Origin of the sequence: Amycolatopsis sp. NPDC051102 (assembly GCF_040682815.1) — a bacterium.
GTDB lineage: Bacteria > Actinomycetota > Actinomycetes > Mycobacteriales > Pseudonocardiaceae > Amycolatopsis.
The window spans coordinates 110,840-124,787 of the sequence record NZ_JBFBBT010000016.1 but is presented as its reverse complement, the minus strand read 5'-3'; the positions used below and the strand labels follow the sequence as shown (position 1 = coordinate 124,787).

General features: G+C 71.7%; 15 protein-coding genes. 4 read left to right on the top strand and 11 right to left on the bottom strand.

Annotated features, from left to right (window positions below; translation table 11 throughout):
- Positions 1-452 precede the first annotated feature (452 nt).
- Complete coding sequence (locus AB0M93_RS34095; protein WP_364281361.1) at positions 453-1,448, bottom strand: LacI family DNA-binding transcriptional regulator; 996 nt, start codon at positions 1,446-1,448, stop codon at positions 453-455.
- A gap of 84 nt (positions 1,449-1,532) precedes the next feature.
- On the opposite strand from AB0M93_RS34095, the gene AB0M93_RS34090 reads away from it, so the two are divergent.
- Together AB0M93_RS34090 and AB0M93_RS34085 are read left to right on the top strand one after the other, a co-directional pair.
- Positions 1,533-2,390 carry a phytanoyl-CoA dioxygenase family protein gene (locus AB0M93_RS34090; RefSeq protein ID WP_364281359.1) on the top strand — a complete coding sequence of 286 codons (858 nt, stop codon included), beginning with the start codon at positions 1,533-1,535 and terminating at the stop codon, positions 2,388-2,390.
- A gap of 41 nt (positions 2,391-2,431) precedes the next feature.
- Complete coding sequence (locus AB0M93_RS34085) at positions 2,432-2,572, top strand: hypothetical protein (protein ID WP_199199367.1); 141 nt, start codon at positions 2,432-2,434, stop codon at positions 2,570-2,572.
- A gap of 61 nt (positions 2,573-2,633) precedes the next feature.
- Here the strand turns inward: AB0M93_RS34085 and AB0M93_RS34080 are convergent, their stop codons facing one another.
- Positions 2,634-2,756, bottom strand: coding sequence for a hypothetical protein (locus AB0M93_RS34080; RefSeq protein WP_255410324.1), 123 nt, complete (start codon positions 2,754-2,756; stop codon positions 2,634-2,636).
- 268 nt (positions 2,757-3,024) lie between these two features.
- Between AB0M93_RS34080 and AB0M93_RS34075 the strand changes: the two genes are divergently transcribed.
- The gene (locus tag AB0M93_RS34075; RefSeq protein WP_364281356.1) at positions 3,025-3,780 is read left to right on the top strand and encodes a ZIP family zinc transporter; all 756 of its coding nucleotides are present in this window, start codon (positions 3,025-3,027) and stop codon (positions 3,778-3,780) included.
- On the opposite strand, the gene AB0M93_RS34070 is transcribed toward AB0M93_RS34075, so the two are convergent.
- Complete coding sequence (locus tag AB0M93_RS34070) at positions 3,758-4,090, bottom strand: hypothetical protein (RefSeq protein WP_364281353.1); 333 nt, start codon at positions 4,088-4,090, stop codon at positions 3,758-3,760. The two genes, AB0M93_RS34075 and AB0M93_RS34070, sit on opposite strands and share 23 nt — an antisense overlap.
- Positions 4,087-4,689 (bottom strand): SRPBCC family protein, encoded by a 603-nt coding sequence (locus AB0M93_RS34065; RefSeq protein WP_364281350.1) that lies wholly within the window; start codon positions 4,687-4,689, stop codon positions 4,087-4,089. Before AB0M93_RS34065 ends, AB0M93_RS34070 begins: the two co-directional genes overlap by 4 nt.
- A gap of 93 nt (positions 4,690-4,782) precedes the next feature.
- Between AB0M93_RS34065 and AB0M93_RS34060 the strand changes: the two genes are divergently transcribed.
- A complete protein-coding gene (locus tag AB0M93_RS34060; RefSeq protein ID WP_364281347.1) occupies positions 4,783-5,424 on the top strand; it encodes a TetR/AcrR family transcriptional regulator in 642 nt (213 codons plus the stop codon).
- On the opposite strand, the gene AB0M93_RS34055 is transcribed toward AB0M93_RS34060, so the two are convergent.
- The 7 genes from AB0M93_RS34055 to AB0M93_RS34025 all read right to left on the bottom strand — a co-directional run bounded on the left by AB0M93_RS34055 (position 5,425) and on the right by AB0M93_RS34025 (position 13,904).
- The gene (locus AB0M93_RS34055) at positions 5,425-6,246 is read right to left on the bottom strand and encodes a trypsin-like serine protease (RefSeq protein WP_364281344.1); all 822 of its coding nucleotides are present in this window, start codon (positions 6,244-6,246) and stop codon (positions 5,425-5,427) included. It abuts the gene before it with no gap.
- Positions 6,247-6,370: 124 nt separating this feature from the next.
- Complete coding sequence (locus tag AB0M93_RS34050; RefSeq protein ID WP_364281341.1) at positions 6,371-7,249, bottom strand: CU044_5270 family protein; 879 nt, start codon at positions 7,247-7,249, stop codon at positions 6,371-6,373.
- The gene (locus tag AB0M93_RS34045; RefSeq protein ID WP_364281339.1) at positions 7,242-7,829 is read right to left on the bottom strand and encodes an RNA polymerase sigma factor; all 588 of its coding nucleotides are present in this window, start codon (positions 7,827-7,829) and stop codon (positions 7,242-7,244) included. The genes AB0M93_RS34050 and AB0M93_RS34045 overlap by 8 nt, the downstream gene beginning before the upstream one ends.
- 112 nt (positions 7,830-7,941) lie before the next feature.
- Positions 7,942-8,415: a MarR family transcriptional regulator gene (locus tag AB0M93_RS34040; protein WP_364281336.1), complete on the bottom strand. Its 474-nt coding sequence runs from the start codon at positions 8,413-8,415 to the stop codon at positions 7,942-7,944.
- A gap of 143 nt (positions 8,416-8,558) precedes the next feature.
- Positions 8,559-8,903: a hypothetical protein gene (locus AB0M93_RS34035; protein ID WP_364281334.1), complete on the bottom strand. Its 345-nt coding sequence runs from the start codon at positions 8,901-8,903 to the stop codon at positions 8,559-8,561.
- Positions 8,904-9,028: 125 nt separating this feature from the next.
- Complete coding sequence (locus tag AB0M93_RS34030) at positions 9,029-12,169, bottom strand: family 43 glycosylhydrolase (protein ID WP_364281331.1); 3,141 nt, start codon at positions 12,167-12,169, stop codon at positions 9,029-9,031.
- A 484-nt stretch (positions 12,170-12,653) separates the two neighbouring features.
- The gene (locus tag AB0M93_RS34025; RefSeq protein ID WP_364281328.1) at positions 12,654-13,904 is read right to left on the bottom strand and encodes a hypothetical protein; all 1,251 of its coding nucleotides are present in this window, start codon (positions 13,902-13,904) and stop codon (positions 12,654-12,656) included.
- Positions 13,905-13,948: the final 44 nt, after the last annotated feature.

Genomic DNA, 13,948 nt, shown 5'->3' with positions numbered 1-13,948 from the left:
CGGCCGCCTGCCGGGCCAGGCGGCCGAGCTGGTGACGCTGTCGGCGCGGCGCTGCACCCGGTCGTGATCGGAGCCAGTCTCGACGAGGTGATCCGGGCGGCCGATGACGCGCTGTATGCGGGCAAGAAGGCTGGGCGCGATCGGGTGGCGGTCGCTGGTTGCTGACCCGTCGGTGCCGGCCGGGCCGCGGCGGGTTCAGCTCGTCTGGCGCACTTCCAGGTGGTGTGGTGCGACGATCGATCGGGGCGGCTCCGGCTCGGCCGCCTGCCGGGCCAGGCGGCCGAGCTGGTGACGCTGTCGGCGCGGCGCTGCACCCGGTCGTGATCGGAGCCAGTCTCGACGAGGTGATCCGGGCTGCCGACGATGCGCTGTATGCGGGCAAGAAGGCTGGGCGCGATCGGGTGGCGGTCGCTGGTTGCTGACCCGTCGGTGCTGGCCGGGCCGCGGCGGGTTCAGCTCGTCTGGCGCACTTCCAGGTGGTGTGGTGCGACGATCGATCGGGGCGGCTCGGGCTCGGCCGCCTGCCGGGCCAGGCGGCCGAGGGCGAGTTCGGCGATGCGGTCCTTGTCCGGTGACACCGTCGTCAGGGCCGGCACGCTGTAGCGGCCGTCTTCGATGTCGTCGAAACCCACCAACGCCAGCGACTCCGGCACCGCGACGCCGCGGTCGGCGGCCGCCCGCAGCGCGCCCAGCGCGAGCTCGTCGGTGAAGCAGAAGACGGCGTCGGGCGGCCGGTCCGCGTCCAGCAGCCGCAGCATCGCCCGGTGGCCGTCGGCCCGGTGCAGCCGGCTCACCGGCACCTCGAGCTCCGGCTCGGCGGGCAGCCCGGCTTCGGCCAGCGCCTGCCGGTAGCCGGCCAGACGCTGGCGGGCGGTCGCGTTCAGCGACCGCGGCTGGATGCCCAGTGCCGCGACGCGCCGGCGGCCCGAGGCCAGCAGGTGCGTGGTGGCCTCGCGCGCGGCCGCGACGTTGTCGATGGCGACGTGGTCGACGCCGCCGGTGCCGTCGTGCTCGCCGAGCAGCACCAGCGGGACGGTGTCGGTGCGGGCGGCCAGCTCCGCGGGCGCCACCGCCCACGGGCTGAACAGGACGCCGTCGACGAGCTGGCTGCGCTTGCCGTGCAACAGCTCCTTTTCGCGCTCGGCGTCGCCGTCGGTCTGGTCGATGAGCACCGTCAGGCCGCGGGTGCCGGCGACGCGCACGGTCCGCGCGGCGAGCTCGGCGAAGTACGGCGAGTCGATCTCCGGGATCACCAGCGCGACCAGCCCGGTCCGGCCCTGGCGCAGGGTGCGGGCGGCCAGGTTGGGCCGGTAGCCGAGCGCGTCGATGCTCGCCTGCACCCGCTCGCGGGTCGCCGGGGCCACGTAGCGGAACCCGTTGACCACATTGGACACCGTGCGCACGGACACGCCGGCGTGCTCGGCGACGTCGCGCAGATTCGGGTTCACCGGCGCATCGTACCTCTTGCAACGTGGCATGCCACGTTGCAAACTGAGCTCGCCACGCCGTCGTGCCCATTTCAGGAGGCCAGGATGACCACGCACCAGACCGTCCCCGCCCCGCTGCCCCCGGCCGAAGTCGCGGCGCTGACCGAGCGCCTGTACGCCGACGGGATCATCGGCCTGCCCCGCGCGTTCACCCGCGACTGGGTGCGGCGGCTCGGCGAAGACATCGACACGGCGTTCGCCGAAGCCCGCGCGCGGCCGGGCGGCGCCGTCGGCCGCGGCCCGAACCGCTACTACGTCGAAATCCACCCCGAGCAGCTGCGCGGGTTCGCCGAGCTGGCCACCCACCCGTGGATCACCGCCATCGCCGAGTCGGTGCTCGGCCCGGCGTACCGGATCGTCGAGGTGGGCTTCGACGTCCCCCTGGCGGGCGCGGTCGACCAACCGTGGCACCGGGACTTCCCGATGCCGGTCGAAACCGCGCGCGAGCGCCGGCTGACGTCGCTGGCCGTCAACGTGACCGCGGTGGACACCGAGCCGGACATGGGCCCGTTCGAGATCGCGCCCGGCACGCACTGGGACGACGGCGGCGCGTTCGAGCACGGCATGTTCCCGCCGCGCGAGGCCTACCCGCGCTACCGCGAGCTCGCGGCGCGCAAGTTCCCCGCCATGGGTGACATTTCGATCCGGTCGGCGCTGACGGTCCACCGCGGCACCGCCAACCACTCGGCGAAGGCGCGCCCGGTCCTGGTGCTGGGCCTGGACGCACCCGGCGCGGGCAACGACGCCCGCCACGACACGGCGGTGACGCGCGAGTTCTGGGCGTCGCTGCCGGAATCCCTGCGCGCCCACCTGGACTGCCCGGTCGTCGACGTCCTGCGCCCGATCACCCAGAAGCACACGATCGAGGGGCTGGTCATGGGTGAATCGGGGGACGACGCCTGAGGCCGATGTTTGCCCCGCGCGGACAAGGGCATCAGGTGGCCATGGTTGAAGCGGGAATCACCGAGATGTCAGGCCGGGCCGGGGTCGTCGCGGCCCTGCGACGCGTGCTGCTCGCGTTCGGGGTCGGAGGCGCGCTCGCGTGCCTGGCCTGGATGGCGTTGTGGCTGGCCATGCACGTCTAGGTGCTCCTGCCCCACGGCTCAGGCTCCGGCCACGTGGATGCACCGTGGCCGGAGCCTGATCTCACTGGCAGGCTTCGCAGTCCGGGTCGTCGATGCGGCAGGCGGCACCGTCGGTGAGCGGGAAGTCGAAGTCCTCCAGCACGGGTACGGTGGCGGACTCTTCCGGAGTGGTGGTGGCGGACATGGCCCTCCCTTGTGGACGAACGCTTACTCCTGTGTGTAGCGCCGAAGATCGCCCGGCATTCCGTGACGCGCACCACATCCCGCGCAGATTTCGAGAGCCTCGGCGAAGCCGCTGATCGGAGGCACCCCCGCCAGGTGGGCCGCCGCCCGGCAGGACGGCGAATGGCCGGGGTTGTCCTCGCACATCAGGACAATGCCGGTGTTCGGCGAGGGCCGTCCTGGGTAGTCTTCCGTCGGATGCTCGGAAGTGCCGGCGGAAGGTGGTTTTCGTGCCGCAGTGGGTGGAGGCGGGGCTGTGGGGCCTCGTCGGCGGGATCGCGCTCGTGCTCGGCGCCGCCGTGGCGTGGTGGGTGCGGGTGTCGCGGCGGGTGGTCGCCGGGATCATGGCCTTCGGGGCCGGGGTGCTGATCTCCGCGCTCGCCTTCGACCTGGTCGACGAGGCTCAGCGGGCCGGCGGGCTCGTGCCCACCGCGGGCGGCTTCCTCGGCGGTGCGGCCGTGTACGTCCTGATCAACGTGCTCCTCGCCCGCCGCGGCGCCCGGCACCGCAAGCGCTCCGGTGACCAGCAACCGTCCGAACAGGACACCGCGGGCAGCGGGGCGGCGATCGCCGTCGGGGCGCTGCTCGACGGGATCCCGGAATCCGTGGTGCTCGGCGTGTCCCTGCTCGGCGGCGGCGGGATCGGGGTGACGGTGCTCGCGGCGGTGTTCATCTCGAACGTCCCGGAAGGGCTGTCCAGCGCGGCCGGCATGAAGGCCGCCGGGCGCAGCGCGCGGTACGTCTTCGGCGTGTGGAGCGGCATCGCCGTGGTCAGCGGGGCCGCCGCCCTGGCCGGCAACCTCCTGCTGCGGACCGCGTCCCCCGCGACCGTCGCCGCGATCACGGCGGTGGCCGCGGGGGCGATCCTGGCCATGATCGCCGACACCATGATCCCCGAGGCGTTCGAGCGGACCGAGCTCTACACCGGCCTGCTCGCCACCATCGGGTTCCTGACGGCGTTCGTCATCGGGCACGCCGGCGGCTGATCGTGGCCGCGACCGCGACCGCGACGCCGGCCGCGGTGAACACCGCGGTGGCGGCCGGGCTCAGGTACTTCGACAGGCTCGGCGCGCTGCTCGGCCCGGCCAGCCACAGCAGCAGCGCGCCGGCGTACCCGCCGGTGAGGCCGGCCGCCCACCAGCGGAGGGCGCGGGCGCGCCGGGCGCCGATCAGCACGACGGCGATCGGCACGCCGGCCAGTAGCGCGAACTGGCCGGCCACCATGACCGGGACGGCCCAGGCGGCGACGAGGACGGACGTCGAGACGCGGGACGAGGTTGCGGCGGTGAGGGTCATCGGTTCCTCCGGGCTTCGGCGGTGGTCTCGAGGTCGGTGAGCCAGGCGTCGAGCCCGGGGGCCAGGTAGCGGAGCGCGGTGGCGGGGTCGGCCTCGATCTGCCCGCCCGTCCAGCTCTCTTCGGTGCGGACGAGCACGCCGTCCCGGACCGGCGTGAACGTCCAGACGTGCACGCCGCGGTCGATGCGCAGCCCGGCGCCGACCGCCGGGCCGGTCCAGCGCACGCACCGGCCGGTCTGCAGCTGCTCAACGGTCGAGGTGATCACCAGCGTGGTGGCGGGCGTCGAGGGCGTGGCGGGCGCCGGGGTGGTCCACCGGAACCGGGAGCCCGGCCGCAGCGGGCCGGGGTCGAGGCGTCTTGCGCTGGTGACGGCGGTCTGCCACGCGGGCCAGCCGGCCACGTCGGTGTGCAGCCGCCAGGCCGTCCGGGCCGGCGCCTCGATCAGCCTCTCGGTCCGGTAGTGGATCCGGGCCGTGGGGTCGATGCCGGCTCCCCGGCAGGTGAGGGCCGTCGCGGCGCCGGCGGGGGCGGCGGTGCTCAGGAGGCCCGCGGTCAGCGGGAGCAGGAGCAGTGCGGAACGCAGCCGGTGGGTGATCAAGGTTCCTCCCTGGTTGTTAGTGGCTGTTGTGATAGTTAGAAGCTATAACTCAGCGACCGTGAGTGTCAATAGGAAAAGTGATAGCCTCTAACGGTGACCGAGAACGTGAGCTCACGGGAGCGCTACCGGGCCCAGGTGCGCGCCGACATCAAGCGCCACGCGTGGGAGCAGATCGCCGAGGCCGGGGTGCCCGCGCTGTCGCTCAACGCGATCGCCAAGCAGGTGGGCATGAGCGGCCCGGCGCTGTACCGCTACTTCGCGAGCCGCGACGAGCTGATCACCGCCCTGATCCGCGACGCCTACCGCAGCCTCGCCGACACCGTCCGCGCGGCCCGCGACGCCGGCGCCGGCGTGCCCGGGCTGGCCCACGCCATCCGTGACTGGGCACGCGCCGACCCGCAGCGCTACCTCCTGATCTACGGCACGCCCGTGCCCGGCTACCGCGCGCCGGACGACACCACCGCGATCTCGTCCGAGGTCATGTCGGTGCTGATCGACGCGTGCGCGGCGGAGGACGTCGGCGAGCCGCCGACACCGTTCGGCACGCACCTGGAAACCCACCGCGAGTGGGCGGGCGGGCACCCCGCGCCGCCCGCCGTCCTGCACCGCGCGTTGTCCTTCTGGACCCGCCTGCACGGCGTGCTTTCGCTCGAACTGGCCGGCCACTTCGCCGGCATGAAGTTCGACCCGGACCTGCTGATCACCGAAGAGCTGGCCGACCTGGCCGGGCGGTGATCACCCGGTCTGCTCGCGGATCCAACCGGCCACGACGTCGACCCGCGCGATCGTCTCGGGACCCGGCTGCGGGCACGGCGGCCCGGTGTTGACGATGGCCACCAGTGTCCCGCCGCGATCGTCGTCCGACACGAAGAACGGGCCGCCGGAATCCTCGGGGCACGGGCCGTTCTCCACCGTGCGGATGCCGACCGGCTGCGCTTCCAGGGTCGCCTGGCCGATGCCCGACACCCGGAACCGGCCGCGTTTGAGGTGGTCGGACGGGCCGAGCACGGTCGCCGAGTGCGAACCCCAGCCGGCGAACTGCAGCTGCTGGCCGACCGCCGGCCGCTGCTCGGCCAGCGTCACCGGGGTGATGCCCTCGACCGGGCGGGCGAGCTTCGCCACGGCCAGGTCGTTCACCGGCGACTGCCGGACGTCCACCACCTCGGTCGTGTACCCGCCGGGGTCGGTGTCCTTCAGCCGTCCGACGGTCACCGTCATCGTGTAGGGCGGCTTCCCGCCGATCCGGGCGTCCTTCAGGTCGTGGAAGCAGTGCCCGGCGGTGACGATCCACTGCGGCGCGACCAGCGAGCCGCTGCAGGCGCCGCTGCGCACGCCCCCACCGGGGACGGGGATGTCGTCGGACGTCAGTTTCGCGTTGAAGGGCAGGATCGGGTTCGGCGCCGGCGGCGGCGGCGGGGGAGTGGTGGTCACCGGCGCCGTCGTGCCGCCCACGCCGTACCCGCCGGTCGCCGCGGCCAGGACGGGGCCCGTGGCCGGGACGCCGGTCAGGGTGTGGGCGAACGCGAGCCCGGCACCGGCCAGCAGGCCGACCGTCATGGCACGCGCGCGGAAGAGCCGCCGTCGATCCGAAGGTGTCCTCACACCTTGATGCACGGATGGGAGCGCCGAATGGTTGAGTGACCGGCGGCCGGAAACCGGCCGCCGGGCATCCAACCGACCGTCACCGGCGCTGACCCACCTCGTCCACGAACGTCTTCACCGTGACGGCAGATTCGGGCGTGCCCAGGAACTGGTACGTCGTCGCGTCGAAAACGAGCACGACCGGCTTCGCCTTCGGGCTCGACCCGGCGGGCACCGGCCAGGTGATCCCGACCCCCGGCCGCCCGGCTCCGTCGGTGACGTGGTCGACGGCAGTCAGGCCCGGCACCCGCGCCGCCGCCTCGAACAGCGCCGCGTAGGACGCCGGCGGGAGGACCTGCTCGTAGGCCAGGCCGTAGACGTCCTTGCCCATGGAGTTGACGTCGCCCTTCCGGTCGGCGGGCACGGCCTCGAGGTAGGCGAGCATCGCGTCGGCGGTCGTCGGCAGGTCCGTCCGGTAGACCGGCCGGGGGGTGCAGTCCTGGAGCATGCCTTCCTTGCGCGGATCGTTCGTGCCGTACATCGGCGCCTTGCCGTTGCGGCAGCCCCCTTCCTTGAAGCCGGCGATCAGGCTGTCGCGGGTGCCGTCGACGGAAAACCAGACCTCGCGGATGTGGTGTTCCGGTTCCTCCGTCCGCACGTACAGGAACTGGTCGGGACGCGGCGGCTTGGCCGGCTCCTTGAGGGCCGTGCTCGCGGCTTCGGTCAGCACCTTCACCGGATCGGCGTGCGCGACGCCGGCGCCGATGCCGACCTTTTCGGTGGGGGCGAGCGCGACGACGGCGGTGATCGCCGCGGCCAGGCCGGCCGACGCGCCGGCGGCCCAGAACCAGCGGCCCGGCCGGCGCCGCCGTTCGCCACGGGCCGCGGCCAGCAGCCGCTCCCGGGCCGGGGCGAGGTGGTCCGGCGACGCGAAGCCGACGGCTTCCGCGCGGTCGCGGATCAGGTCCAGGTCATCCATGAGCGGAGGTCTCCTTCACGAGGTCGAGGGGGCCGAGTGCGGCGCGGACGCGGCCGCGGGCCCGGTTGAGGCGCGACTTGACGGTGCCGACGGGAATGGCCAGCGCTTCGGCGGCTTCCTGGTAGCCGAGCCCTTCCGCGGCGACGAGCAGCAGGACGTCCCGCTCCCGCGGCCGCAGCGCGGCCAGCGCCCGGTCGAGCCGCTGCCCGAGGGCCTGCGCGCTGACCTGGTCGGCGACCCGGTCGGCGTGCCCTTCTTCGGCGGGCGGCGGCCCGACGGCCAGGCGGAGCTTCAGTTCGCGCACCTCCGTCCGCCGCTGCCGCGCGACGAGGTTGGTGGCGATGCCGTAGAGCCACGGCCGGGCGTCGGACCGGGCCGGGTCGAACTTCGCCCGCTTGTCGAAGGCGATCAGGAAGGTGTCCGCCAGGACGTCGTCCGCGGTGGTGGGGCCGAGCCGCCGGACCAGGTAGCGGTGGATGTGCCGCGAGTGCCGGTCGAAGATGACGGCGAACAGGCTCGGCTGCTGCCGCGACCGCGCGATCACCCTCGCGTCGTCGGCATCGGTGTCTTCCGGGATCATCGCCCGCCTTTCCGTCCGGCCAGTGTCATCGGCTCTTCACGGACGGGGCGGAACGGGTTCCGGAATTACGGGGTTGGGCGCGGTCGAGTGACGGAGGTCACTCACCGGCGGCTCAGGAACAGGGGTCGCCGTCCGCGAGCATGCGGCGGTTCGCCTCGCCGAGGCCGTCGGCCAGCGCGCTGAGCTGGGCCGGCGTGAGGACGTCGATCAGCAGCTCGCGGACCAGGGCGACGTGGCCGGGTGCGGCCCGCTCCAGCAGGGCCGCCCCTTCGTCGGTGAGCACGGCGTAGACGGCTCGGACGTCGCTCTCGCAAGCGCGGCGACGCACCAGCCCGGCCTGTTCCAGCTGCCCGATCTGGTAGGTCAGCCCGCTCTTGGAGTTGGACACCGCGCAGGCGAGCTCGGCCATCCGCAGCTCGCGGTCCGGGGCGCCGCCGAGCCGGGCGAGGATCTCGTACTGCAGGTGGGACAGGCCGGCGTCTCGCTTGAGCTGCTGGTCCATCCGCTGGTGGAGCAGCGTGTACGTGGTGCGGAGGGCGGTCCAGGCGCGCTTTTCTTCGGCGTTCAGCCACCGTGGACGACCCATGCCTCCACGGTACCCGGTGTTCAAATTCGAACGGGCCTACCGCCGCGCCCCGGCCGTCGCCAGCTGCTCGGTGATCTCGGCGAGCAGCTCGCTCGCCGCCTTTTCGAGCGCGGCCAGGTCGGCCAGCGTCGTCTCGGTCGTCGTCACGGGCACAGCTCCTCCTCGACGGCGTCGTGCCGCGCGATGACGGCGGCGGCGAAGGCGGCGTGCACGCGGAGGTACTCCTCGAGGCCCACCGCGGAGTCCGCCCAGGCGTGCCAGCGGACGTGGGCCTCGGCGACGCCGATCTTCGCGGCCGCGGCGACCGCCGCCGGGTTGGTGCCGCCGAGGATCGCCTGGTGCATGAGGGAGGGCGACACGGTGTGGGCGAGCTCGGCCAGCGCGGTGAGGCGGGCGAGCTCGGCGAGGGCGTCGTGGGAGACCGGACGGCGCCGCGGCCGGGGGACCGGCCGGGAGTTCTCGAGGCCGTCGGTCAGGACGCTGGTCATCAAACGACTCCTGAGGCGGAAGCAGCTGAAGCAACCCGAACGGCGGACGTTTACCCCGGTCGAGCCGGGGTAAACGCTGCCGCTCGTGATCTCCGTCTCATCAAGTCGGGTGACCCCGACTGCCCTCAGTCGAAGCGGACACCCCCGCAGTGCCACGGGATGCGCTGCGGCCGCACGCTTTCCAGCGTCGGGACGACCGGGGCGATCGTGCCGTCGCGGCGGAAGGTCAGCTTGTCGATCGTCGTTTCGCGGTGGGTGCCGTCGCCGCCCGGGATGCCGAAGCGGTGGTAGGCGAGGTACCAGTCATCGGTCCCCGGGACCTGCAGCATCGAGCTGTGCCCGGTGCCGAGGACGCCCAGGTGGGTGTCCTTGCTCAGGATCAGGCCGTGGTTGGTGAACGGGCCGGCCGGGCTCGGCGCCGTGGCGTAGCCGACGCGGTAGTCCTCGCTGCGGGTGTCGTCGATGGACCAGCTGAGGTAGTACGTGCCCTTCCGCTCCACCATGAACAGCCCCTCGCGGAAGTCGTCCAGCCCGGTCAGGCGGGTGATCTTCGCCGGGTCGTAGGACACCATGTCGTCGTTCAGCGGGACGACGTAGGCGTTGCCGTTGCCCCAGTACAGGTACGGCTGTCCGGTGTGGTCGAGGAACACCGCCGGGTCGATGGCCTGGCCGCCGTCGGGGTTCTTGGCGATCAGCGGCTTGCCCGAGTCGACGAACGGGCCGGTCGGGGAGTCGCTCACGGCGACGCCGATCTTGGCCTCGGCGCAGAAGTAGAAGTAGTACTTCCCGTTGTGCTTGGCGATCGTCGGCGCCCAGGCGTTCTTGTCCGCCCAGCCGACGTCCTTGCCGAGGTCGAGGATCACCCCCTCGTTCTTCCAGTCGACGAGGTTCTTCGACGACCAGGCCGAGAACTTCGTCCCGCTCCAGCCGTCGAAGCCGTCGGTGGTCGGGTACAGGTAGTAGGTGTCGCCGAACGCGACGATGTTCGGGTCGGCGTTGTACCCCGGCAGGACCGGGCTGCGGGTCTCGTGCGCCTCGACCGTCCACACGCGACGCTCGCCGCCCGCGCCGGTGACCGTGAACTGCTTCGGCGAGCTGAGGTTCACCGGCTTCCCGTTGCCCGGCTTGATGGTCGCGCCCGGCGCCAGGCCGAACTCCGGCGCGAGCCGGCGCAGATCGGTGCCCGGGGTGACGGGCAGCACGACCGTCCCGGCCCCGGAGTCGATGACGGCCGGCGTCTTGAGCGAAGCCAGTTCCACCGACCGGATCGCGGTGCTGTTCGACGGCAGCGACGCGACTTCCAGGCCGGACAGCGCGCGGTTGTAGAGCCGCACGTCCTTCATCTTGCCGGTCAGGGTCTTGTCGCTCGCGTAGACCGACCGGCCGAGGTAGTTCGCCGCGGTGACGCCGCCGCCGAGGTCCGACGGCTTGATCGTGGCGCCGGTGTTGCGGGCGGCTTCGACGCCGTCCAGGTACAGCACTTCGACGCCGTCGCCGACGGTCAAGGTCACGTTCTTCCAGACCCCGCGCGGAAGCCCGCCGGCCCCGGCCGCCTGTTCGGTGGTCCAGTTGCCGGTCGCGATGGCGCCGCGGAACCCGCCGCTCGGGGTGCCGCCGGTGGTGAACAGGTAGCCGTTGCCGGTCCCGTCCTTCGCCGTGTTGCCCATGCCCCACAGGAAGTACGGCGTCTGCTGGTTCGGGTCGACCAGGACGTCGGCCGACACGGTGGCCGCGGCGGCGCCGGTGAGCAGGTTGTCCGGCAGCTGGACGTGCCCGTTCTTGCCGCCGAAGGCCAGCGCGCCGTTGCTCCAGCTGACGTCGCCGGCGAGGGCGCCGTCGTAGCCGTGGCCGGTGGTGTCGGCCGCGACCGTGCCCGACTTCGCGTCGAGCGGCCAGTGCGCGACCAGGCCCTTCGCGTCGGCCTGCACCGGCGCCGGGGGAGCGCTCAGCCGGTTCATTTCGGCCTGCGTGACCGGCAGGACGGTGCCGTGCCGCGGCGACGCGGGCAGGTGCGCGCCGGTCGACATCGTCCACTTGCCGGAGTTCAGGTCGGTGGTCTCGAACGGGACGTAGCCGCGGCCGCCGAACTCGTCGATGAACAGGTACCACTTGTTTTCGGTGTTCGACTTGAACCCGGTCGGTCCTTCGCCGGCGGACAGGCCGGGTGAGGTCGCGGTGGCCTTGCCGATGCAGTCGGCGACGAAGCCGTAGTGCGGGTCGAGCAGGTCGGTGGCCTTCTCCTCGGTGATGAACTTGCTGCACGGCGTCGACGAGGTGTTGTTGCGCTCGTCCTTGGTGAAGCGGTAGTAGGTGTCCTGGTTCTTGATGACCGTCGAGTCGATCACCGAATAGCCCGGGTCGATCCACACCTGCGGCGCGCTGAAGGTGACGAAGTCGCGCGTGGTCGCGTACATCATCCGGTTGTAGGAGTCACCGGTGTGGTTCGGGTCGTTCTCGGCGTAGAGCTTCGACGCCCAGTAGACGACGTAGGTCCCGCGCTTGGCGTCCCAGAAGGCTTCCGGCGCCCAGGTGTTGCCGGCGGTCGGCGGCGAGACCTGCACGCTGCGCTGGCGCGACCAGTGCGCGAGGTCGGTGGACTCCCAGACCATGATCGACCGGCTCCCGGTCCGCTGCGCGGCATCCCAGCCCCGGCCGGCGTAGATCCGCAGGTCGGTGGCCAGCAGGTAGAACTTGTCGCCGTCGGGCGAGCGCAGGATGAACGGGTCCCGCACGCCCAGTTCGCCGAGGCTCGACTTGAGCACCGGCTGGCCGTTGTTGAGTTCGGTCCAGTTCAGCGGGTCGTTGCCGCGGCTGAGGGCGGAGTAGATCTGCTCGCCGTTGGAGGAGCCTTCGCCGGTGAAGTAGAAGAAGCTGTAGCCGGCGAGCGGTTCCTGGACCGGCTTGGGCACGACGGTGGCGGTGAACTTCCGCGTGGTGCTTTCCCGGCCCTGGCTGACCTTCGCGGTCAGAACGACCTTCGCGGGCGCGGCGCCGGTGCGCGGCCGGGTCACCTCGCCCGTCGGCGTGATGACGGAGGGAGCGGACGACGCCCAGCTGACGCTCGTCCCGTCCGGGCCGGTGGTGGGCAGCGTGAGATTGCCGCGCACATCGTCGACATCGGGCACGAAGAGGGCGTTCGCGGCGGCGCGGAGATCACTGCCGGTGCCGGCGGGCGGCGCGGCACCGGCACCGGTGCTGCCGAGGGGCACGAGTGCGGCCGCGACGGCCAGCACAACGCCGAAACGGCGCGGGGAGAACAACTTCATCGTTGTCGGTTCCTTCGGGGGCGCGTCGGGGACCAGCGCATGTTAACGTTAACACGATCCGGGGTACGCTGACTTTAGGTCGATCCGCTCCGGTGGTCAAGAGCCGGACGGGCGGGGCGGAAGCCGCGGCGGCCGCTGGGTGTGTCGCGGACATCGGATGGCCCGGAGGTGGCAACGGTGTCGTCGAAAGGTACCGGGCGGGGGTGATTGCCGGCGGTTTGGGAGCAAATCAGCGGCAGCGATCCGGCATGGCGAATGTTCGGCCACTCGATCGATATCAATCGATCGGCTGATGCCTGGTAATGAAGTTACTTTCCGTCGTGAGCGTGTCATTGACAAAGGCCACCGCGGAGCTTTTCCGGGGTGGCCTTTGTGGACTGGGTGACCTTGCGGCTAGTTTCCGGTGTTCCCGCCGCCGCTGCTGGTGCCTTTGCCGTCCATGATTGATCGCAATCCTCTCTGGGCGCGGGCGCCCTTGTTCGAATCAAGAAGCCGGCCAGGAGAAGGCGACGCCGTAGTTGTCGCGGGGATGGCACCGCTCGGTGAAGGTGTGCTCCACGTTGCCATCGGCGATCGGCAGCCGACGTGGGTCACCCCAAGGGGGTGGAGTGAGTCGTTGTCGCTCGGATTGTTCGGCATACCACCAGCACGCGTCGGGCAGCTCGGCCTCGTCGAACCTGATCCGGATGGTCAGGCCGGAGACGGGGACGTGCCCGTGGAGAAGGCGCCCCGGTGCGATGCCGTGGTGATCAATCTCGACGTTGACCCAGCGCCGTTCCTCCGTGATGTGGTCATCGATTGCCTCGGAGACGAAGAAATGACTTTCGTTCCGCAGCAAAGGCCGAGGGAATCGCAGTTTGGTGACAAGCGATTCCCCAGTGCGAGAGACTACCGGGTCGTCCAAGCGGCAGTTCCACAGGGGGCGCACCGGGATATTGGACGGATCATCGGCGGACCAGCCGGCGCCGATGAGGGCTCGGGCGAAGTAGCCGTCGACGCCGTCCTGCCGTGCGGTCACCAGTCGTTCGGTGATGCGCCGGAAGGCGGTCTTCCGCCGCATGAAGACGGTGGTGACGAACAAGATCAAAAACACCGGCTGAGCGCCTTCGGTGGGGGAGCGGTAGCCGGTCGTCAGGTCCTCCGGCCACGCACCGGCCGCTGGAGTCTCATCACCGAAGCCGCCTTCTCTGGCGCGGGCGACGGCCAGGTAGGGCTCCCACCCGCCGGGATCGCCGGCGAGCCGGTCGAGGTGGTCCCGGATCATCGGGGCCAGTTTCTGCGCGACGCCGTCCCGCCAGGCGCGGTGCATCGGTGTCGTCGTGGTCGGAGGCGGATCACCGAAGACGCCAGGCAAGGCCAGCAGCTGGCTGAACCGGCCCTCCAGCGTCGACTTCCACGGTTCGGTGATCTCCGCACGCCGCTCCAGGCGGAAAGCCGCGTGGAGCGCGTTCCGGCGTCGCGACTCCCCGTTCGAGCCGACGCGGTTCACCGCGTGGATGATCAAGCCCCAGACCGCGAGTGCCCGCACCTCGGGTGTGTCCCCGCCGAGCGCGGAGGTGGGCGCGACCAGCGGCTCGAGTCGTACCGCCGACTCGCTCGCGGGGTCTTCGACGGCGTGCTGCAGAAGAGCGAGCGGCTGTGCGTGCCGTCTGGTGGCCAGCCAGCGCAGGGCGGCTTCGATCTCCGTCGTCAGAGGGAACGAGGCGTCGTGCCGCGAGCCTGACGGGTCGGTCACGGTTCCTCCGGTGGTGAAGCCGGGCGGCTTCGGCGGCCAGGGCC

Bases quoted from the DNA above. Each gene is read 5' to 3' on its own strand.
- AB0M93_RS34090 (WP_364281359.1), top strand. From the start codon at position 1,533: ATGACCACGCACCAGACCGTCCCCGCCCCGCTGCCCCCGGCCGAAGTC.
- AB0M93_RS34085 (WP_199199367.1), top strand. From the start codon at position 2,432: ATGGTTGAAGCGGGAATCACCGAGATGTCAGGCCGGGCCGGGGTCGTC.
- AB0M93_RS34080 (WP_255410324.1), bottom strand. From the start codon at position 2,756: ATGTCCGCCACCACCACTCCGGAAGAGTCCGCCACCGTACCCGTGCTG.
- AB0M93_RS34070 (WP_364281353.1), bottom strand. From the start codon at position 4,090: ATGACCCTCACCGCCGCAACCTCGTCCCGCGTCTCGACGTCCGTCCTC.
- AB0M93_RS34055 (WP_364281344.1), bottom strand. From the start codon at position 6,246: ATGACGGTCGGCCTGCTGGCCGGTGCCGGGCTCGCGTTCGCCCACACC.
- AB0M93_RS34050 (WP_364281341.1), bottom strand. From the start codon at position 7,249: ATGGATGACCTGGACCTGATCCGCGACCGCGCGGAAGCCGTCGGCTTC.
- AB0M93_RS34045 (WP_364281339.1), bottom strand. From the start codon at position 7,829: ATGATCCCGGAAGACACCGATGCCGACGACGCGAGGGTGATCGCGCGG.
- AB0M93_RS34040 (WP_364281336.1), bottom strand. From the start codon at position 8,415: ATGGGTCGTCCACGGTGGCTGAACGCCGAAGAAAAGCGCGCCTGGACC.
- AB0M93_RS34035 (WP_364281334.1), bottom strand. From the start codon at position 8,903: ATGACCAGCGTCCTGACCGACGGCCTCGAGAACTCCCGGCCGGTCCCC.
- AB0M93_RS34030 (WP_364281331.1), bottom strand. From the start codon at position 12,169: ATGAAGTTGTTCTCCCCGCGCCGTTTCGGCGTTGTGCTGGCCGTCGCG.